Source organism: Labedaea rhizosphaerae (assembly GCF_004362825.1).
GTDB lineage: Bacteria > Actinomycetota > Actinomycetes > Mycobacteriales > Pseudonocardiaceae > Labedaea > Labedaea rhizosphaerae.
Genome location: NZ_SNXZ01000002.1, coordinates 124,060 through 144,705, shown reverse-complemented (window position 1 = coordinate 144,705; position 20,646 = coordinate 124,060). Strand labels below are relative to the sequence as shown.

At 71.8% G+C, this 20,646-nt stretch carries 17 protein-coding genes; 7 read left to right on the top strand and 10 right to left on the bottom strand.

Features of this window, described 5'->3' with window-relative positions:
• Positions 1–375: 375 nt before the first annotated feature.
• Positions 376–2,091, bottom strand: coding sequence for an IlvD/Edd family dehydratase (locus tag EV186_RS10285; protein ID WP_133849012.1), 1,716 nt, complete (start codon positions 2,089–2,091; stop codon positions 376–378).
• 20 nt (positions 2,092–2,111) lie between these two features.
• On the opposite strand from EV186_RS10285, the gene EV186_RS10280 reads away from it, so the two are divergent.
• The 3 genes from EV186_RS10280 (at position 2,112) to EV186_RS10270 (ending at position 5,624) form a co-directional block, all read left to right on the top strand.
• Positions 2,112–3,134: a zinc-dependent alcohol dehydrogenase gene (locus EV186_RS10280; RefSeq protein WP_243753956.1), complete on the top strand. Its 1,023-nt coding sequence runs from the start codon at positions 2,112–2,114 to the stop codon at positions 3,132–3,134.
• A gap of 430 nt (positions 3,135–3,564) precedes the next feature.
• Positions 3,565–4,974, top strand: coding sequence for an NCS2 family permease (locus EV186_RS10275; protein WP_243754074.1), 1,410 nt, complete (start codon positions 3,565–3,567; stop codon positions 4,972–4,974).
• Entirely contained in the window at positions 4,971–5,624 is a 654-nt protein-coding gene (locus EV186_RS10270) for a DUF742 domain-containing protein (protein ID WP_133849010.1), read from the top strand. The genes EV186_RS10275 and EV186_RS10270 overlap by 4 nt, the downstream gene beginning before the upstream one ends.
• Here the strand turns inward: EV186_RS10270 and cuyB are convergent.
• The 4 genes from cuyB to EV186_RS10250 form a co-directional block, all read right to left on the bottom strand.
• Positions 5,621–6,322: a cysteate racemase gene (gene cuyB, locus EV186_RS10265; protein ID WP_133849009.1), complete on the bottom strand. Its 702-nt coding sequence runs from the start codon at positions 6,320–6,322 to the stop codon at positions 5,621–5,623. The genes EV186_RS10270 and cuyB overlap by 4 nt on opposite strands.
• Positions 6,323–6,332: 10 nt before the next feature.
• Positions 6,333–7,319, bottom strand: coding sequence for a D-cysteate sulfo-lyase (gene cuyA, locus EV186_RS10260; protein ID WP_243753955.1), 987 nt, complete (start codon positions 7,317–7,319; stop codon positions 6,333–6,335).
• Between the two features lie 71 nt (positions 7,320–7,390).
• Positions 7,391–8,068, bottom strand: coding sequence for a hypothetical protein (locus tag EV186_RS10255; protein WP_133849007.1), 678 nt, complete (start codon positions 8,066–8,068; stop codon positions 7,391–7,393).
• A 90-nt stretch (positions 8,069–8,158) separates the two neighbouring features.
• Positions 8,159–8,926, bottom strand: a complete 768-nt coding sequence (locus EV186_RS10250) for a DUF427 domain-containing protein (RefSeq protein WP_133849006.1) — start codon at positions 8,924–8,926, stop codon at positions 8,159–8,161.
• A 178-nt stretch (positions 8,927–9,104) separates the two neighbouring features.
• On the opposite strand from EV186_RS10250, the gene EV186_RS10245 reads away from it, so the two are divergent.
• Both EV186_RS10245 and EV186_RS10240 read left to right on the top strand, forming a co-directional pair.
• Complete coding sequence (locus EV186_RS10245) at positions 9,105–10,328, top strand: PP2C family protein-serine/threonine phosphatase (protein ID WP_133850168.1); 1,224 nt, start codon at positions 9,105–9,107, stop codon at positions 10,326–10,328.
• 90 nt (positions 10,329–10,418) lie between these two features.
• Entirely contained in the window at positions 10,419–11,312 is an 894-nt protein-coding gene (locus EV186_RS10240) for a Ppx/GppA phosphatase family protein (protein ID WP_133849005.1), read from the top strand.
• 54 nt (positions 11,313–11,366) lie between these two features.
• Here the strand turns inward: EV186_RS10240 and EV186_RS10235 are convergent, their stop codons facing one another.
• The 3 genes from EV186_RS10235 to EV186_RS10225 form a co-directional block, all read right to left on the bottom strand.
• The gene (locus EV186_RS10235) at positions 11,367–13,133 is read right to left on the bottom strand and encodes a hypothetical protein (RefSeq protein WP_133849004.1); all 1,767 of its coding nucleotides are present in this window, start codon (positions 13,131–13,133) and stop codon (positions 11,367–11,369) included.
• Between the two features lie 2 nt (positions 13,134–13,135).
• Complete coding sequence (locus EV186_RS10230; RefSeq protein WP_133849003.1) at positions 13,136–13,573, bottom strand: hypothetical protein; 438 nt, start codon at positions 13,571–13,573, stop codon at positions 13,136–13,138.
• Positions 13,574–13,653: 80 nt separating this feature from the next.
• Positions 13,654–16,026: a helix-turn-helix domain-containing protein gene (locus tag EV186_RS10225; protein WP_133849002.1), complete on the bottom strand. Its 2,373-nt coding sequence runs from the start codon at positions 16,024–16,026 to the stop codon at positions 13,654–13,656.
• A gap of 447 nt (positions 16,027–16,473) precedes the next feature.
• Between EV186_RS10225 and EV186_RS10220 the strand changes: the two genes are divergently transcribed.
• Positions 16,474–18,117, top strand: a complete 1,644-nt coding sequence (locus EV186_RS10220) for a bifunctional lysylphosphatidylglycerol flippase/synthetase MprF (RefSeq protein ID WP_243753954.1) — start codon at positions 16,474–16,476, stop codon at positions 18,115–18,117.
• 25 nt (positions 18,118–18,142) lie between these two features.
• Here the strand turns inward: EV186_RS10220 and EV186_RS10215 are convergent, their stop codons facing one another.
• Positions 18,143–18,874, bottom strand: a complete 732-nt coding sequence (locus EV186_RS10215) for an SDR family oxidoreductase (protein WP_133849000.1) — start codon at positions 18,872–18,874, stop codon at positions 18,143–18,145.
• Positions 18,875–18,899: 25 nt separating this feature from the next.
• Positions 18,900–19,865 (bottom strand): LysR family transcriptional regulator ArgP, encoded by a 966-nt coding sequence (locus EV186_RS10210; RefSeq protein WP_133848999.1) that lies wholly within the window; start codon positions 19,863–19,865, stop codon positions 18,900–18,902.
• 69 nt (positions 19,866–19,934) lie between these two features.
• Here EV186_RS10210 and EV186_RS10205 point away from each other — a divergent pair, with 69 nt between their 5' ends.
• Positions 19,935–20,561, top strand: coding sequence for a LysE/ArgO family amino acid transporter (locus tag EV186_RS10205; protein ID WP_133848998.1), 627 nt, complete (start codon positions 19,935–19,937; stop codon positions 20,559–20,561).
• Positions 20,562–20,646 lie beyond the last annotated feature (85 nt).

Below are 20,646 nucleotides of genomic sequence, written 5' to 3'. Positions count from 1 at the left end.
TGAGCATTCCGACGGTGGACGACGACCCGACCCAGCCCTCGGACGACGAGATGCGTGCCCGGCTCGCCGGGGCAGCCGAGTTCACCGTCGTGGTCCTGCGGCGGGGCCCGCGCTACGGCGAGGAAGGCTCTGACGCGATCATCTGGGAACACGGCCGCCGGAACTTCCGGCTCCGGGAGCGCGGGCTGCTGCGCGTCGTCTGCCCGGTCACCGACGACACGGAGGTGTGCGGGCTCGGCATCTTCGCGGCGACGGTCGAGCAGGTGCGGACGATCATGGATGGCGACCCCCGGCATCGGCGCCGGCGTGTTCGTCTACGACGCGCACCCGTGCCGCGGGTTCCCGGGCGACAGCCTCGGCTGAACCCCACCGGCCTCAGTGGGATTCGCGGGCGACCTCGTCGCCGCTGGCGCCGACGAGGAAGTCCAGGTCCGCGCCGGTGTCGGCCTGGCCGACGGTGGCGACGTACAGGCGTTCCCACCCGCGCCGGGGTGCGGCGAAAGCCCTCACCGCCTCCGGTGCGGGTTCGCGCGCGGCGAGTTCACCGTCGGGGAGGTCGACGTCCAGACGGCGGTTGGCCACGTCGAGCACGATCACGTCGCCCGTGCGGACCTTGGCCAGCGGGCCGCCCGCGGCGGCCTCCGGCGCGACGTGCAGAACCACTGTGCCGTAGGCGGTTCCGCTCATCCGCCCGTCGCAGATGCGGACCATGTCCCGCACGCCCTGGGCGAGCAGCTTCGCCGGCAGCGGCAGGTTGGCGACCTCGGGCATCCCGGGATAGCCCTTGGGCCCGCAGCCACGCAGGATCAGCACCGAGTCGGCGGTGACGTCGAGGTCGGGGTCGTCGAGGCGGGCGTGCAGGTCCTCCACCGAGTCGAAGACGACGGCCGGCCCGCGGTGCTGGAGCAACGCGGGCGAGGCGGCGGCCGGTTTGATGACCGCGCCGTCCGGGGCGAGGTTGCCGCGCAGCACGGCGATGCCCGCGTGCGGCTGCAACGGTTGCGCGCGCGGCCGGATCACCTCGCGGTCGTGGACCGGCGCGTCGTCGAGGTAGTCGACGAGCGGGCGGCCGGTGACGGTGAGCGCCGCCGGGTCGAGCAGGTCGCGGAGCTCGGCCAGGACGGCGAGCAGGCCGCCGGCCCGGTAGAGGTCGTCCATCAGGAACCGGCCCGCGGGCTGGAGGTCGACCAGCAACGGCACGGCGGAACCGATGCGGTCGAAGTCGTCCAGGGTCAGGTCGATCCCGAGGCGGCCGGCGATGGCGAGCAGGTGGACGACGGCGTTGGTGGAGCCGCCGAGCGCGGCCAGCGCGACGATCGCGTTGCGGAACGACCCGCGGCTGAGCACCGTGGCCGGGGTGCGACCGGCGTCGACCATCTCGACGGCCAGCACGCCGGTGGCGTGTGCGGCGGCCAGCAGCCGGCTGTCCGGCGCGGGCGTGCCGGCCACGCCGGGCCGGGTCATGCCGAGCACCTCGGCCAGCAGGCCCATCGTGGACGCCGTGCCCATCGTGTTGCAGTGGCCCTTGCTGCGGATCATCGACGACTCCGAGCGGCGGAACTCCTCGGCGGACAGCGTGCCGGCGCGGACCTCCTCGCTCAGCTTCCACACGTCGGTGCCGCAGGCCACCGGCCGGCCGCGGAAGGTGCCGGTGAGCATCGGGCCGCCCGGGACCACGACCGCGGGCAGGCCGACCGAGGCGGCGCCCATGAGCAGGGCGGGGATGGTCTTGTCGCAGCCGCCGAGCAGCACGACGCCGTCGATGGGGTTGGCCCGCAGCATCTCCTCGATCGCCATCGCGGCCATGTTGCGCCAGAGCATCGCCGTGGGTCGCACCTGCGTCTCGCCGAGGGACACCACTGGCAGGTTCAGCGCGACGCCCCCGGCCCGGTGGATGCCGTCGGCGACGCTGCGGGCGACCTCGTTCAGGTGGGCGTTGCAGGGCGTGAGGTCCGAGGCGGTGTTGGCGATGGCGATGTGGGCGCGGCCGTCGAAGGCGTCGTCGGGCAGGCCACGGCGCATCCAGGCGCGGTGGATGTAGCTGTTGCGGTCGTCGGCCGCGTACCACTGCGCGCTTCGTCGGGTGCCCATTGCTTCTATTGTTCGCCACCATGACGGTCGTGCAAGCCCTCGTCCTCACCGGTCCCGGCCAGGCCGAGGTGCGGGCGGTCCCGGCACCGGTCGCCGCCGACGGCGAGGTGGTCATCGACGTGCACCGCGTGGGGGTGTGCGGTACCGACGTGGAGCTCTTCACCGGCGACATGAGTTACCTGCAGTCGGGCATCACGTCGTACCCGATCCGGCCCGGGCACGAGTGGGCCGGGGAAGTCACCGCCGTCGGGCTCGGTGTCGACCCGGCGTGGCTGGGCCGCAAGGTCACCGGGGACACGATGATCGGCTGCGGCCACTGCGAGCGCTGCGCGCTCGGCCGCCACCACGTCTGCGCCGAGCGCCACGAGCTCGGCATCCGCGGCGGGATGGCCGGCGCGCTCGCCGAGCGGCTTGCCCTGCCCGTGCGGGCCCTGCACGCGCTACCGGACACAATGGACGCCACGCTCGGCGCGATGGTCGAGCCGGGCGGCAACGCGCTGCGGTGCGTCGAGGCGGCGCGCACCGGGCCCGGCGACCGGATCCTGGTGCTGGGCACCGGAACCATCGGCCTGCTGGTCGCCCTCTTCGCCCGTGCCCGCGGCGCCGAGGTGCACCTCGTGGGCCGTCAGAACAACGATCTCGAGCTGGCCCGCGCACTGGGCTTCGCCAACGCGTGGACCCGCGAGGTCCTGCCCGCCCGCGCGTGGCACGCGGTCGTGGACGCCACCAACGCGCCGACGATGCCGGCTCTCGCGCTCGACCTGGTCGAGCCGGGCGGCCGGATCGTCTACATCGGACTGGCCGGTGCGCCGAGCACGATCGACACCCGTGAGCTCGCCTTCCGGGACGTCACCGCCGTCGGCATCCTCGGCGGCTCCGCGGGGCTCGACGGGGCCATCGCCGCCTACGCCGACGGCTCGGTCGACCCGCGTCAGCTGGTGGCCGCCACGGTCGCGCTCACCGGGGCCGCCGACGTCCTGCGCGGCAACCGGCCACCCGGCGCCGGTCCGGGCCCCAAGATCCACATCGACCCCCGAACGTGAGCCGGGCAAGGTGTCGATTTGCGAAACGGGCCGCGTCGGCTTCGTGAATTGTCGCGGCGCTGCCGCTCCGTGACGATTTCGTCACCGGCGTCCACCGGGGCCCTGGCTTGCGCTGCCGTTTTGCTGTCTCCACTGAGGACGGCACCAACAGACATGGGATGATTCGATCTTTCCGCTCCCGGTGCGGCGTCAACTGTTTTGCTCCGCGAGACAAAGATCGCCCACCCCCTTGACTCGTCGTACTGGCGGTCTATTTTGTTGAGCTTTGCCGCGGCGACTCGGACGCCGCCCCCTGCCGGTCCCCAGGTGAGGAGTCAGTACACGCATGGCCAGCAATCGAACGGCGTCCGCACCGCCGCGAACCCCGCCACCCAGACCCGCAAGCGGGGCGCTGGACCGGTACTTCCTGATCACCGAGCGCGGATCGACCATGGGTCGCGAAGTCCGCGGTGGCCTGGCGACCTTCTTCGCGATGTCCTACATCGTGGTGCTGAACCCGCTGATCATCGGCACGGTCAAGGACGCCGACGGCAACCTGCTGGGCCATTCGGGTGACGTACCGTCCGCGATCGCGGCGGTCGGCAGCGTGACGTGCCTCGCCGCCGGTCTGCTGACGATCCTTATGGGCGTCGTCGGCCGCTACCCGTTCGCGCTTGCGGTCGGCCTCGGCCTGAACTCGTTCCTCGCCGTCGCGGTCGCCTCGAAGGTGTCGTGGCCCGAGGCGATGGGCCTGGTGCTCATCGAGGGCATCGTCATCACATTGCTGGTGCTGACCAAGGTCCGCACCGCCGTGCTGCACGCCATCCCCGGTGACCTGAAGACCGCGATCAGCGTCGGCATCGGCTTGTTCATCGCGTTCATCGGGTTCGTGGACTCCGGCTTCGTCCGGCGCGTGCCGGACGCGGCGGGCACCACGGTGCCGGTCGGCCTGGGCGTCAACGGCGAACTGTTCGGCGGCCCGATCGTCGTGTTCGTCTTCGGGTTGCTGCTGACCGCCATCCTGGTGATGCGCCGGGTCCGCGGCGCGATCCTCATCGGCATCCTGTCCTCGACGGTGCTCGCGATCATCATCGAGTACGTGTTCAAGCCCGGCCCGTCGGTGGTCAACGGCCAGCACGTGGCCACGGGCTGGTCGCTGAACGTGCCGCGGGTGCCCTCGGACGTGCTGGCCCTGCCGGACCTCGGCCTGATCGGCGACGTCGACCCCTTCGGCGCGTTCGGCCGCATCGGCATCCTGGCCGCGGTGATGATCGTGTTCACCCTGATGCTGTCGGACTTCTTCGACACCATGGGCACGGTGGTCGGGTTGAGCGCCGAGGCCAAGCTGCTCGACAAGGACGGTCAGGTCCCCGGCGTCGGGCGCGTGCTGTTCGTCGACTCCGTGGCCGCGGCGGCCGGTGGTGCGATGTCGACCTCGTCGAACACGACCTACATCGAATCGGCGGCCGGTATCGGTGAGGGCGCGCGGACCGGGTTCGCCAGCGTCGTCACGGGCCTGATGTTCCTGCTGGCCATGTTCGTGGCCCCGCTGGTGTCGGTCGTGCCGTTCGAGGCGGCCACGCCCGCGCTGGTGATCGTCGGCCTCGCGATGATGTCGCAGATCCGCCGGATCGACTTCGCCGATGTGGGCATCGTCGTGCCGTGCCTGCTCACCGCGGTGCTGATGCCCTTCACGTACTCGATCGCGGCCGGCCTCGGTGCCGGGCTCATCTCGTACGTGATCCTCCGGTCGTTCCAGGGCCGGGCGCGCGAGATCCACTTGCTCCTGTGGATCGTGGCAGTACTCTTCGCGCTGTATTTCGCGATACACCCGCTTCGTCAGGCGCTGGGCATCGTGTGACGATAGTCGGCGATGTTCCTCCGACGACGGCGATCTGGAACGGCATGGACCTCTTCGGGATGTACGGCTCGCGTGATGACGCCGAGCACGAGCAGGAGACGACGGAGGACCAGCCGACCGCCGCGAAGGAGCTGAGCCAGGCGCCCGAGGCCGTGCCGGTCGAGGAGGACACGATCCCCCTCGACCTGCGCGGCCTCGGGGCGAGCGATCGCCCCCTCCCCGTTGCCGGGCACGAAAACCCGTCGCAGTTCGAGCGCGCGACGCGCTCGGCCAGCGACGAGCAGGTGCAGCGCTACGTCGACGAGCTGGGTCTGGTCGACGCCCGTCGCCGGCTGGTCCGGCCGTACGCGACCACCGGTGGCCGGACCTACTCGGGCACCGATCTGGGCCTGGAGACCATGATCGCGGTCACCCGCCGGGGCGGCGGCGCGGTCAAGCCGGAACACCGGCAGGTCGCGGGCCTGTGTGGACAGCCGGCCTCGGTGGCCGAGATCGCCGCGCACACGCAACTGCCGATCGGCGCGGCCCGCGTGGTGATCGCCGACATGATCAAGCTCGACCTCGTCCTCATCTGCAGCACCCAGTCCGCCGAGGACGCCCCGTCGGCCGACCTGATGAGCCGCGTGCTGGAAGGCCTGCGTCGCCTCTAGTCCATTGTGGACACTCGTGCGTCCGTTGTGGACGGTCGGCAGGCCGCGATCATCGCGTCGGCGAGCAGATCGGTCGGGTCGAGCAGGTCGCCGGGCGCCGTGGTGTGGCGTGCGGCCAAGGGGAGTTCGGTGCACGCCAGCACGGTCAGCGGCGCGCCGAGTGCGCGCAAGGCGCGGTCCAGGTGCGCGGCCGCCTCGCCGATCGCGTGGCGTTTCACGGCGGCGACGGCCCGATCGACGTCCTGCTGCACGGGCTCCGGTGGGATCAGCAGGTCCACGCCGGGCAAGCGGTCCTGGTAGAGGCGGCTGGCGATGGTGCCGCGGGTACCGAGCAGCGCCACCCGTCCGGTCCGATCACCCAGCGCGGCCGCGGTCTCGGCGACCATGTCCACGAACCGCAGGCCGGTGTCCGCGGCGAGCTTCGGCAGGAAGAAGTGCGCGGTGTGGCAAGGGATCCCGACGACCGTGGCGCCCAGGTCGCGCAGCCGCCGGGCGCCGTCGAGCAGGGCGGGGTAGGGATCGGTGCTGCCGTCGAGCACGGCGGCGACGCGGTCCGGCACCGTCGGGTCGGCCCACACCACCACGCGCAGGTGGTCCTGGTCGCGCACGGCGGGGGTGCGTGCGACGAGCTTGGCGTAGAACTCGGCGGTGGCCGCCGGGCCCATGCCGCCCAGGATGCCGGCGAGCGGTGCGGTCACTGGAACGCTGTCACTGGAACGTGGTGCGGTAGGCGAACAGGCCCACGGCGCCGCCGGTGTGCAGGAACACCACGTTGTCGGTCTCGGCGAACCGGCCCTCGGCGATGCCGCCGAGCAGGCCCGCGAACGCCTTGCCCGAGTAGACCGGGTCGAGCAGGATGCCCTCGGTGCCCGCGAGCAGGTACACGGCGTCGATCATCGACTGGGTGGGGACGCCGTAGCCCTCGCCCACCCAGCGGTCGTCCACCAGCACGTCGTCCCGGCCGACCTGGGTGCCGATCGAGTCGGCCGTGGGTTCGGCCAGCGCGAGCACGGCGTCGATCTGCTTGTGCTCGGTCTGCCGCACGCTGACCCCGAGCACCTTGGCCGGGCTGTGCACCGCCCGCAGGCCCGCGACCAGGCCGGCCTGCGTGCCGGTGCTGCCGGTGGCGTGCACGACCCAGTCGATCGCGACCGGCGCGGCATCCAGTTCCAGGGCGCACCCGACGTAGCCGAGCGCGCCGACCGGGTTGGACCCACCGCCGGGGATCACGTAGGGCTTGCGCCCTTCGGACCGCAGGTCGTCGGCGATCTCCGCCATCGCGGCGTCCATGTCCGCCCCGGCCTGGAACTGGTCCATGATCGTGGCGCCGAGCAGCTGGTCGAGCAGCACGTTGCCGGAGTTCTCGTACTCCTCGTCACGCACCTGCCGCCGCTCGAGCAGCACCCAGGAGTGCATCCCGGCCCGCGCCGCCGCGGCCGCGGTCTGCCGTGCGTGGTTGGACTGGGTGGCGCCCTGGGTGATCAGCGTGTCGGCGCCCTGGGCGATCGCGTCGCCGACGAGGTATTCGAGCTTGCGCGTCTTGTTGCCGCCGGTGGCCAGGCCCGTGCAGTCGTCGCGCTTGATCCAGAGGTTGGGGACCTTGTCGTGGCGGGCGCGCAGTTTCGCGGTCAGCCGGTCCATGGGCTCCAGGGGAGTGGGGAAGTGTCCGAGCGGGAAGCGTGCGAATCGCGCCATCTGTACCACGCACCCCATCGTGCTGACCGGTGCCGCTCCTGTCCAACCACCGGCCAGCGTGGCGCGCCGGACTACATCACGCTGTGCGTGTCGTCCAGCGAGTGCTCGCCGCCGTCGGCGGTGTACTCGGTGTCGGCGTAGCCGTCGCCGTCGGTGTCGACCACGGCGTAGTCGAGCTGCCCGTCGCCGTCGGTGTCCACGGCGACCGCGTCGATCTGCCCGTCGTCGTCGGTGTCGATGGCCACGGTGTCAAGCCGGCCGTCGTCGTCGGTGTCGTACGCGACGCCGTCCGCCGTGCCGTCGCCGTCGAGGTCGACCTGCTGGCCATCGGCAGAGTCGCCGTAGTCGCTGTCGTCGTGCGTGGCGTCCGGGCCGCTGTGGTCGTGGCCGGTCGGGTCGGTGGCGCTGCCGCTGGAGTCGATCGGCGCGGCGCCGTCGGCGGTGTACTCGGTGTCCGGGGTGCCGTCGAAGTCGGTGTCGGCCACCGCGTAGTCGAGTTGCCCGTCGCCGTCGAGGTCCTCGGCCACGACGTCGACCTGACCGTCGCCGTTGGTGTCCACGGCGACCGTGTCGAGCTGCCCGTCTTCGTTGGTGTCGTAGGCGACGCCGTCGGCCCGGCCGTCGCCGTCGAGGTCCACTTCCTGGCCCTGGCCGGTCTGCTCGGTGGTGGTGTCGGTGGTCGTGTCGGTGGCGCCCGGCGCGGTCTGGGTCGGGTCGGTGTTGGTCTCGGACTCGGTGTCGACGTACATCGGGCGCTCCTCGTTGTCTCGTGCCTGTACCGGGACTGATGGAGCGGGCCGAACCTGAGTTACACCGGGAACGGATTTTCTTCGTCCGGGTCAGGAGAAGTGCGTGACCGGGCGCTGCTGGGCCACACCGTCGAGCTCGATGTCGACCTTCTCGTTGTAGAACGCGACCAGCCCGGCGATCGGGGTCAGGGCCAGCGTGGTGAAGTGGTACAGCCACGCGAGGTCCTGGTGCAGCGTGTCGCCCACCCGCACCGACCAGTACTTCCCGGTCCGTCCCTTGTAGGGGCACGCCGTCTCGGTCGCGCTGGGTTCGAGGTGGGAGAAGTCGACCTCGGTCTGGTTGAAGTAGTACCGGGTGGGCAGGCCGGTTTCGAACACCATGACCGTCGAGGACGACTCGGCCAGGGCGATGCCGTCGCAGGAGACCCGGACGGTGCGCGTCGACCGGATGGCGTCCACGCGGGCGTAGGGGTCGCGCGGGTGGACGAACACCTCCTCGTCCTCCTCGAACCACGCGTCCATCGCCGCCCAGTCGATGCGGACGGTGCCGGCCAGTTCCGCCGTCGCGGATTCGGTGAACAGGCGGGCGGCGCCGGGCCGGTCCACGTCGCCGACGCGCAGGCCGTGCCGCCGTGCGGACCCGAACCGCAGCTCGGTCCGGTGGTCCTCGTCGACCAGGACGCCGGGGGCCACGTCCTCGACCGGGATGTAGAACTGCGGGTACGGCGGCCCCTCCTCCCACACGTACAGCGCGCGCGTGGTGTCCAGCACGGTCCGGCTGGCGAGCACCGCCCGGATTCGGCGCGGCACCGGCTCGACGTGCCCCACCGCCACGAGCGTCCCTGGATAACCGGTCATCGTCGCCTCCTCGGGCCACGTCCACCCTCACCTGTCGGTGCGCACCGCACAAGGCGAGGGTCAGGCACACGGTGGTCAGGCGCCCTTTTCGACCGCCCCGACGACGCCCCGGGGGCGCGACGCACCGAGACCACGTCTCTCCTTCGAGTCGCCGGGCAGCTACGTTGGTCAGGTGGCGATGGGCGACGGGACGCAAGCCGCCAGACGGCTGGCGGTGTTGGAGGCCGTCACCGACAGCACCCTGCTCACGGTCGGGTTCGAGAAGTTCGTCGAGGTGATGCTCAGCCGTGTCCACGACCTCTTCGGGGTCGACACGGTCACCGTGCTGCTGATCGACCCCAGCGGTGAGCGGTTGCTGGCCAAGGCGACGGTCGGGCTGAACGAGGAGGTCTACCAGGGCGTTCGGGTGCCCTTGGGGGCCGGCTTCGCCGGGCGGATCGCGGCCACCCGGTCGGCCGTGCGCCTCGACCACGTCGACGCGTCGACCGTGGTGAACCCGCTGCTGTGGGAGCGGGGCCTGCACTCCCTGCTCGGCGTGCCGATGGTGGCCGACGGCGACCTGGTCGGTGTGCTGCACATCGGCAGCGTCGCGCGGCGCGAGTTCACCGACACCGAAGCTGAGCACCTGCAGCTGGTGGCCGACCGGATCGCCATCACCGCGCACGCCCACCAGGGCCGCGCCGAGCAGGCGGCCGCCGCCATGCTCGTGGAGAGCCTGCTGCCCGCCCGGCTGCCGACGGCCGGGGGCTGGGAGCTCGCCGGCCGCTACATCCCCGGCGCGGATGTCGGCGTCGGCGGCGACTGGTACGACGTGTTCCCGCTGTCGGGCGACCGGATCGGCGTGGTGATCGGGGACGTCGTCGGGCACGGCCTGCCCGCGGCGATCGTGATGGGGCGGCTGCGCAGCGCGTTGCGCGCCTATGCCCTGGAGTTCGACGACCCCGCCACGGTGCTCGGCCGGCTCGACCGCAAGGCCAGCCACTTCGAGGGCCACACGATGGCCACCGTCCTCTACGCGATCATCGACACCGTGTCGGCGCGGGTGACCCTGTCGCTGGCCGGGCACCTGCCGCCGATTCTCGCGGAGCCCGGGCAGCCCGCGCGGTTCATCGAAGCGCCGGTCGGTCACCCGGTCGGCTTCGGGCTGGCCGTCACCGGCCGGCCGCAGGTGTCCCTCGACATCCCGACCGGGTCGGTGCTGGCCTTCTACACCGACGGGCTGGTCGAACGGCCCGGCAGCGACCTCGACGAACGGCTCGAGCAGCTGCGGCGCGTGGTGCGCCCGGAGTCACCGGACATGCTGTGCGCCCACGTCATGGCGACGATGGTGGGCAGCGAACCGGCCACCGACGACATCGCGCTCGTGGCCGTGCACCACACCGCCGTCACCAGGGGTGAGTAACCAACCGACCGCCGTGACCGATCACACCTCCTGTCGGCGTTTGGATCCGCCGGTGCCGGGAACTACCACTGTGCCGGTTCGGAGGTGACCATGAAACATCCCCGCAGGATCGCGGTGCTCGACGTCGGGTGTTTCAGCGCGCACCTCGTCGTCGTCGGCCCGGGCGCCCAAGCGTTGCGCCGGCCCGTGTTGTCGCACAAGGTGCGGCTGCGCCTGGATCGCGCCCTGGACGCCGACGGCCGCATCCGCGCCGCCGGGATCGACGGCATCGCCGAGGCGGTCGCGCAGGTCAAACGCCGGCTGGACAAGGTGCGGGCCTCGGCGTTCCTGCCGTACGCGACCTCCTGCGTGCGGGACGCGACCAACGCCGACGAGGTGATCGACGCGGTGGCGCGCCGGACCGGGATCACCCTGCGGCTGCTGTCCGGCAAGCAGGAAGCGCGGATGTCCTACCTCGCCGTGCGCCGCTGGCACGGTTCGGGACGCCCGTTGACCGTGCTGGACGTGGGTGGCGGCACGATCGAACTGGCCGTCGGCGACCGCGCGAAACCCCTGTTCGCCGGTTCGCTGCCGCTGGGCGCGCGCACCCTCACCCGGGCCGGGCTCGACCGCCTCGACCGCGTCCCGGAGATGCGCGCCGAGCTGCTCCGCCGGATCACCGCGGCCGTCCCCGACGACGTCCTCGCCACCTCCGCGAACAGCCCGGCGATCGGCTGCTCCAAGGTCTTCCAGGGCCTGGCCACCCTGACCGGCTCGCGACCGGGTCAGCTCCGCGTGGACGACCTGCGGCGCTGGATCCCGCGGCTGGCGGAACTCTCGCCGCGCCAGCGGGCGAAGCTGCCCGGCATCTCGGCCCACCGCGCCCGCCAGTCCTTCGCCGGCGCCGTGGTCGCCGAAGCCCTGATGACCGCGACCCAGCACGACGTGATCGAGGTGTGCCCGTGGTCGAGCAAGGAAGGCCTGCTGCTCGACCTGCTGAAGTGAGCGAGGCTGCTGAGGTGAGCGCGGCTGCTGAAGTGACCGCGTCGCGCGCGTGGCTCACCGCCGGTCGAAGGGCCGCCACCCCGGCTTGATCTCGAAGAAGTCGAGGTGTTCGGGCTCGGTGTCGGTCGGCGGGGCGTAGGAGATCTCCTCCTGGTCGAAGATGTCGTGGCAGACGTTCAGGTAACCGGCCGGACCGTGGCTGGTGTCCACCACCAGGGCGCCGGCCTCGCGGTGGACGAGCACCCCTTCGCACCGGATCGGGTTGTCGTAGGTGGAGGCGATCTCGATCCCGCTTTCGGTCGTGTAGACGACCTTGCCGTCCGCGCCGACGTGGACCGTCTCGTGCTCCAGGTACGGCTTGACGCCGGTGGGGTCGGCGATGTCGCGCACCCAGTCGCCGACCATCCACTGGTAGTCGTCGAAAGTCACCTTCTTCTTGTGCGGCGCGACCTTCCGCTTGTCCTTCGACTCCTCGCCCAGCGGGCACTCGGCCCAGAAGTCGGGGAACACCTGGCGCTCCATGCTCATGATGTCGTCGACGTCGAGGGACACGTCGGTGCCGGTGATCTTCCAGCCCATGTCGCCGTAGAGGCCCATGCACCCGGCCAGGCCGCCGCCGTGCGGCTCGGCGCGGATCCCGGCCGTGAGGTCGAGGTACGGGCCGGCGACGCCGTAGAGCTGCAGCCCGAACCGGATGCCGACCTTGACCGAGGCGTGGAAGGCACCGGAGATCCCCGGCTGCTCTGGTTGCTTGGCCTCGGAGACGGGCTTCACGTGACCGTTCTCGTACTGCACGCCGAGGTTGATCGTCTGCTCGGTGTGCAGCGACCCCTCGGTGGACAGCTCGCCCACGACCTCCGCTGACCCGATGAACTGCACGGTCTCGGTGATCACGACCGGAACCGGGCCGAGCATCACCACGAAGCTGCCGACGAACTCCGGGATCTTGGGGATCTCGGTCTCGAGCGAGCACGACAGCTTGTCGCTGACCTTGTAGGACGTTGCCATCAGCTGCCGGGTGGCGACGGCGAACTTCGCCCGCTTGACCTTCAGCGGGATGCCGAGCACCTTGGACCACTTCCAGTCCAGGTCGACCGCCGGACTCCAGCCCAGGCCGATGCTGCCGCTGAGCTTGCCGTTGCACGGCCCCTCGGTCTTGGCGAGGTCGAGGTCCATGTTCAGCGCCGCCGAGGGCCCGCCACGCAGGTTGTGCACCGTGGCCGTGCCGAAACTGTGGTGTTGCAAGACGAGTTCGCCCTGCGGCACGGCGTCGGGCAGCGTCGCGGGCGCGGTCCGCACGACGGCACCATTCGGTCCACTTTGGACGCTGAGCACCCGGCGCAGCAACCCGCGCGGGGTCTTGGGACCGATCCCGGCGACCAGGATCTGTCCGGGGGTCACGGCTCCGGCCTTCGGCGCGAGGGTCACCGTCGGTCCGCCGTCCGACACGAGTCCCGCATCGAGCACCTTCGTCGTGTCCGGCACGACGATGCCGTAATCGACCGCCGTGGTGGCCAGTTCACCCGGGCGCACGTCCACATCGACGACGCCTTGGACGGGATACGTGGTGGCCAGGCCAGGGCCGCGAACGGGTTCGGCGCTCACGCGGTAGCGGCCGGGTGCCACGCCGCCCAGGTTGGTGGTGGCGGTCAGCCGCCGGTCCACGCCCGGTCCCGTGACGTGGACCCGGCCATCGGTCCCGGCCGGGAGGTCGGTCACGTCGATGCGCAAGGCCGACGGCGGCGGTGGCGTGACCACGGTGGTGCATCCGGCGAGGCCGAGGGCGACAACGCAAACCAACGCCGCAACGGAACGGCGCACGATCAACCGACCACCAGGGCCGGGCGGCGGAAGTGACGGCGCGACGACTGCGGGCCGGTCACCAGGGCGATGATCACCGCCGCCGTGACCAGGCAGAGCGGGCCGACGGGACTGGCCAGCCCAGCCAGACCGACCACAATGGACAAAGCCACGGTCGCCGCGCGTGCGCGGGGCGCACCCCGGGTCAGGCCCACGCCCAGCACGACGTCCGCGATCGCCAGGACGAAGAACGCGAAGCCGCCGCCAAACCCGACCAGCTGGATCTTCGTCGTGTAGAGCCCGGCCAGCGGCACGTCCGAGATCGAATTGCCCAGGACCCCGCCCGCGGCCAGCACGAGCGAGCCGAGCACGCCCACTCCTGCGCAGACGTACAGCAGCACTGAAGCGGCGATCACGGGACCCGGGGCGGCGGTGCGGTGGACTGGTGACGGTGCGGTCATCTCGAATCTCCCGAACAGACGAGCGGTGCGGTCATGTGCACCATCGCGGGAGCATTCGGGCGAGGGAACTCCAATTGGACTCACGAGTCGCCGGCCCGCCGGCAGCGGTCCAGCAACTCGGCGGTCTGGGCGATGTGCGGGTGATCGGGTTCGAACAGCTCCTGGCGCACGGCGAGGACCTCGGTCAGGATCGGCTCGGCCTCGGCGTACCGCCCCTGCTCGATCAACGCGATGGCCAGGCTGTTGCGGCTCAGCAGGGTTTCCGGGTGCCGCTCGCCGAGCACCCGGGTGCGATCCGCGGCGACCGCCCGCAGGACGTCCTCCGCTTCGGCGAGCCGGCCCATGGGGATCAGGAGCCGCCCGTGGTTGTGGCGGGCGGTCAAGGTGAAGACGTGCTCCGCACCGAGGGTGGCGAGGTAGCCGTCGGCGGCCGTTCGCATGTGCGGTTCGGCTTCGTCGAGCCGACCGGCCGAGAAGAGCGTCCAGCCGTAGTTGCTGTGGCTCGTCAGGGTGGTGACCGCGTGCCGGCCGTACTTGCCCTCGGTGATCGAGAGCTCCTGTTCGTGCAGGGCGATCGCCTCGTCGAACCGGCCCAGACCGGTCAGCGCGACCGCGAGGTTCATCATGGTGCCGAGCAGCCGGCGGTCGTCCGGGGCGAGGAAGCGGCGCTTGCCCGCGACGGTGGCGCGGAAGATCCGCTCGGCCTCGTCGTTGTGACCGCGCAGGAACGCGAGGAAGCCAAGCGCGTCGTGCAACGCGAGGATCGGCGGGTGCAAGGCATCGTCGACGTCGTCGGGGATCGGCAGGTCGGCGGCACCCGCCGACGTGAGTGCCCGGCTGATGAACCGTTGCGTGGTGGCGTAGTCCGCGTGCAGCTCGACCAGCGCCTCGGCGACGGCGTTCGCGGCGTGCAAGACCTCGGCGTGCCCGGCTGCGCCCAGCGCCGCCGCTCGCCCCCACAGGCATTCGACGTGGCTTGCCACCAGTTGCCACCGCCGGACCGGCCACCGGGTCGCGGCGCCGTCGCCGAACGGGAGCGTGGCGGTCAGGGTCGCCGCGGCGGCGAGCCCGGCGGTGCGGAGGTGGTGCGGTGACACCAACGCGTGCTCGGCGACCAACGGGTGCACCGTCACGCCTTCGGTACCCCGCCGAGTGATCAGCCCGACCCGGTTGAGCCCGGTGAGCGCCTGGTACAGCGTGTCGGCGGTCAGCCCGGTCAGCCCGTGGCGGGCCAGGGCATCGGGGTCGAGCAGCGCCACGTCGATCGGCCGGTTGGGCGCGAACCACGAGAGCACGTCGAGCACGCCCTGGGCGTGGCTGATCCCGTTGCGGGCCAAGGCATCCAGCGACAGCTGCCAGGTCGTGCCCAGTCGGTTGCGGGGGTTGGCGGGATCGGGGGCAGCCGCGGCGGCGCGGTCCAGCACGGGCAAGACGGTGCCTTCGGCCGCCGCGAGGGCCGCCAAGGTCGTGGGTGCGAAACCGGACCGCAGGTAGTTCCCGGCCAGGTACAGGGCCAGCGGCAGACCGCCCAGCCGCGCCGACAACTTCGTGGCCTCGTCCCGGTTCTGGTCCGTGTGCGGTCCGCCGAGCAGGTCCAGCACGATCTCACCACCGGCCGCGGTGCCGACCGGATCGACCACCTGCACCTGGGTACGCCTGCCCCAGGACGTGGCGTCGGTCAGGCGGCTGGTGACCAGCACCGCGCCGCCGCGGCCGGTCCGGATCCAGCCGGTCTCGCCGGGCAACGACATGCCGCCCGGCGCCAGCACCTCGGGGGAGTCGGCGTTGTCGAAGCACAGCAACCACGGCCCGGGCGTGTTGTCCACAAGGGACCAGCACAGGTCGGCCAGTTCGTGTGGACTGCCCCCGGCCCGCGCGAGTTCGCCCTCGCCGGCCCCCAGCCGCCGGGCCAGCGTCGCCATCGCCGAGCTGAGCGAGACGTCGTCACCCGCCGGAACCCACCACACGGTGTCGCCACGCTCGTAGCGGCGGCGGGCCAGCGCGAGCGCGACCGTGGTCTTGCCGACGCCGCCGAGGCCGGCCACCACCTGCATCCGCCCGGGAACGAGCTCGGCATCGAGCGTGTCGAGCAGATCGGTCCGGCCACGGACCTGAGGCGGGAGTTCGCCCCACGGTGGGGCCAGGGTCGCCGGTTCCGCCGCGGGTGTGCGTTTGCCGCGCACGTGTTTCGTGTCGTGGAGCCGGTCGCGCGCGGCCATGAGCTGGCGGGCTTCGTCCTCGGTGGCGCCGAGCGCACCCAGCAGCGCGGCGAACTTGTCCCGGTCCCGCGGAACCCGGTCGCCCAGCCAGTTCGCGATCGTCGTCACCCGCACGCCGATCGCGCGGGCCAGCTCGCTGTTGGTCCTGTCCGGCACCCGGTCGCGCCGCAAGGTCGCGATGGCACGACCCAGATCCGCACCCGTGGTGATCCAGGAGAAGTCGACCGGCCGCACGCGCCCCCTGCCGATGCAAGTCGTCTGTGGCGCTCGATTGTGCCGAGGACGTGGTGATCTGTCACGCCGACACGACCGGCGACTACATCTTGGTGCGGTGGCCGGTCCGAGCCAGTTCGGTGGGTCAGCTCTGGGGCTCGAACTTCGCCGGACGCCGAACAGTTGTGTCGTAGTAAGTAAAACCGCCCCTTGTGCGGGCCGCGTTCGTGCACGATCATGCGCGGGGCAAATCCGACTGGGGGGAACTTCATGGGTACCGACCTGTCCGGGCGCACGGCCATCCGCGCCAGAGCGACCCGGCTCGCCGCCCGCGGCGCCGGCGTCGTGGCTGGCGTGGTGCGCCGGCGGCCACAATGGACATCGCCGGAGCAGGGTGGGGTTAGCCCTACCCGTGCCCGGGAGGTGGCGCCAGTGTCCCCGCGCTCGCGAGCCGACACCGTTGTCGGTGTGTTCACGACCAAGGAAATCGTCAGGGCCGGCGACCTGCTCCGCCGCTACCCGTTCACGGCGGCGGGGCTCGCCGTCATCGTGACGCTCGGTGCCGTCTTCCGGACCTTCGTCACACAGGTCGACCAGCATTCCTGGGCCGATCGGATCAGCTACGGGGTACCGGCGTTTCGCGACGACCGGTGGTGGGCGGTGTTCACCGGAGCGCCGTTCGCGATCACCCCGCTCTGCTACGTGGCGGTGCTGGGGAGCTTCGCGGCGTTCGTGGGCCTGGCCGAGCACCGGCTGGGCACCGCACGCACCATGATCGTCTGGGCCGTCGGCCACGTCGCCGGGGTGTTCGGCGCCATCGGGCTGGTCGACCTGACCGGCAGCGCGCTGGTATCCGCTGTGGACGTCGGTCCGTCGGGCGGCGCGATGGCCGCGGCCGCCGTCTGCACCGCGACGTTCGCCCCGCGCTGGCGCTGGCGGGCCCGGATCGCGCTGATCGCCTACGTCGTCGGGTCGCTGGTCCTCGTGGCGCACCTGGCCGACGTGGTGCACATGGTGGCCGTCGTGGTCGCGTTGCCGCTCGGCCCGCTGTTCCTGCGGCGCGCGGCGCGCGCGACGGAAGCCGAACCCGCCGTCCACCAGCTGGCCGCGCACGGTGGCGGCACGCTGTCGTGGATGACCACCTGGCCGGGCACCGAGTACTTCCACGGCACGGACGGCTACGTGGCCTACCGCAGGCACGCGGGTGTCGCCGTGGTCGTCGGCGACCCGGTTGGCTCGCCGCGGTGGCAGCAGGCGGCCCCGGCCCTGTTCGCCGCGCACTGCGACCGGGAACGCCTTGTGCCGGCCTGGTTCTCGGTCGGGTCGGCCACTGTGGACGCAGTCGGCGGGCACCGCCTGCAGGTCGCGGAGGACACCATCGTGGACCTCGCGGGGCTCGAGTTCCGCGGCAAGAAGTGGCAGGACATCCGGACCGCCCGCAACCGCGCCGCCAAGGACGGCATCGCCTTCCGGCTGGTCACCCTGGCCGACGAACCGGCGAGCGTGCGCAGGCAGGTGCGGGAGATCTCCGCGAGCTGGCTCGCCGGCAAGCGCACCCCGGAACTGCGCTTCACCCTCGGCGGCGTCGACCAGGCGATGGACCCGCGGGTCCGGGTCGGCCTCGCGATCGACGAGCACGGCACGGTCCACGGCGTCACGTCGTGGCTGCCGGTGTTCGACGACAACGGCAAGCCCCAGGGCTGGACGCTGGACATGATGCGCAGGCGTGCCGATGGCTTCCGCCCGGTCGTGGAGTTCCTGATCGCCGAGGCGTGCCTGGCGTTCCAGGCCGAGGGCGCCGCGTTCGTGTCGCTGTCCGGCGCGCCGCTGGTCCGCACCGGCGACGGGCCCGCCCCGGTCGGTCAGCGGCTGCTCGACCGGATGGGCACGGTGCTGGAGCCGCTGTACGGGTTCCACTCGCTGCACGCGTTCAAGGCGAAGTTCCAGCCCCGCCGGGTCCCGCTCTACCTGGCGTACCGGAGCACGGCCGAGCTGCCGCGGATCGGCTTGGCGATCCTGTGTGCCTACATGGCCAAGCCGGCCGCGGCGACGCCCGCGTTCGCCCCGGTTCCGCTCACGCACCCGGCGGTGGCGGCGGCCCAGGTCGCCTGAGCGGGCCGCGGCACCGGCGGTACCGTCAGAAGACGCCGCCACCCGCGCCGAGGTTCTGGCCGGTGACCCACCGGCCTTCCTCGCCGGCAAGGAAAACGGCGACGTCGGCCACATCCTCGGGCTGGCCCACCCGGCCGAACGGCGACATGCCCGCCGCGACCTCGCGGTCGCGTTCGGGCAGCAGGTCGGTGTCGGTGAAGCCGGGGGAGAGGGCGTTGACGGTGATGCCACGCGGTCCGAGTTCGCGGGACAACACGCGCACGAACTGTTCGACGGCGGCCTTCGTGCCGAGGTAGAGCGAGGTCTCGGTGAAGAACATGCGGGTGCCGCCGGTGGAGGTGGCGATGATCCGGCCACCGTCGCGCAGGCGTCGCGCGGCCTCCTGCATGGTGAAGAAGGCGCTCTTCGCGTTGGCCGCGAACAGGCTGTCGAAGTCCTCCTCGGTGCAGTCGACCACTGGCTTGATCACGACGTCGGCCGCGTTCGCGACCACGACGTCGAGCGCGCCGAACTCCTGCTCGGCCCGGTCGAACAGCCGCGTCACCTCGGCCGGCCGGGCGAGGTCGCCCTGGACGGCGATCGCCCGGCCGCCGTGGCCGGTGATCTCCTCGACGACCGCGTTCGCCTTGGCCTCGTTGCGCAGGTAGCCGACGACGACGGCGGCGCCTCGGGCGGCGAGCCGGGTCGCGATGGCACGGCCGATGCCGCGTGATGCCCCGGTCACGATGGCCGCGCGCCCGGACAGGTCGGTACCCACGATGAGCCCCCAGTTTTGATGATCCTCAGTCGGATTCGCCCTGGGCATGATCTTGGACGAACGGCCGCCCGCGCAAGGATGGTTCTCCCTTGCCGCGATGCAGCGAGTCCGCGGCTTCGGCGGCCACGGCGGCCGCGACGCGGGCCAGCGCGGGCACGTCCAGTTTCCATTGCTGCCAGTACAAGGGGACGTCCACGTGCCGCGCCGCGGCCAGCTTCGTCAGGGCGCCACTGCTCAGCAGGGGCGCGGCCTGGGATTCGGGAACCATGCCCCAGCCGAACCCGGCGGCCACGGCGTCGCGGAAGCCTTCGGACGTCGGCACGAGGTGGCGGATCCCGCTCGCGCCCGCGGTACCGCCGGTGACGGCGCGGACGAAGCGGTCCTGCAACTGGTCGCGGTGGTCGAACGCGACGACCGGTGCCTCGGCCAGGCACCGTTTCAACGGCCCCGCGCTCAAGTGCCGCTCGACGAAGGCGGGGCTGGCCGCGGGCACGTACCGCGCGTGGCCCAGCGGGCGGACCGTGCACCCGGCCACCGGCTCCGGTGACGACGTCACCGCCGCCATGACCCGCCCTTCGCGCAGCAGCGCGGCGGTGTGCCCCTCGTCCTCGCGGTGCAGTTCGAAGCAGACCTGCTCCTCGCGCGGCAGCCGCATCAAGGCCGGGAGGAACCAGGTGGCCAGCGAGTCGGCGTTCACCGCGATGGAGAGCCGGACGCCGCCCGGCCCGGGCGCGATGCCGAGTTCGGCCTGCGTCTGCTCGTCCAGGGCGGCGATCTGGCGGGCCAGCCGCACCAGCACCTGCCCGGATTCGGTTGGCTGGGCGGGCTTCGACCGGATCAGCAGCACCCGGCCGACGCGCTGCTCCAGGGCCTTGACCCGCTGGCTGATCGCGGACGGGGTGACGTGCAGGGCCGCGGCCGCCGCCTCGAACGTGCCTTCGTCGACGACCGCGAGCAGGGTCCGCACCTGGTCCAGCGGAAATTCCGACATCACGAGCGCTAATCTTACGTAAGAATCTTTAGCTGTACTGATGCTGGGAACGTCCCTAGCTTGGATGAGGTGACCAGCGCAATCGCCACGGCGGCCCTGGCCGGGTTCGCCACCGGCCTGTCCTTGATCGTCGCCATCGGCGCACAGAACGCGTTCGTCCTGCGCCAGGGGGCGCGACGGCAGGCCGTGCTGGTCGTCGTCGGCATCTGTGCGGCCTCCGACGCCGTGCTCATCCTGCTCGGCGTCGCCGGGCTCGGCGCCGTGGTAACCGCCTGGCCCGCGGCCCTGACCACGATCGGCATCGCCGGCGGCGCGTTCCTCCTCGGCTACGGCCTGCTGGCCGCCCGGCGCGCGCTGCGGCCCGCCACCGGTCAGGGCCTCACCACCGAGGGCAGCACCACGAGCTCGGTGCGGACCGCCGTGCTCGCCTGCCTGGCCATGACCTGGCTCAACCCGCACGTCTACCTGGACACCGTGCTGCTCCTCGGCTCGATCGCCGCCGACCGGGGCTCGCTGCGCTGGGTCTTCGGCCTCGGGGCGATCCTGGCCAGCCTCACGTGGTTCGCCAGTCTCGGCTACGGCGCCAGCCTGCTCAGCCGCGTCCTGTCCCGGCCCGCCGCCTGGCGGATCCTCGACCTGCTCGTCGCCGTCACCATGCTCACCACCGGCGTGTTGCTGCTCGTGCGCACCGTGTGACCGCTCCACTCCGCCTGATGGTCTAATCCGGTTCGCCGAACGGCCGCCGCGTACCACCTGTTAGGACGCGACAAAGTAGCGGCGG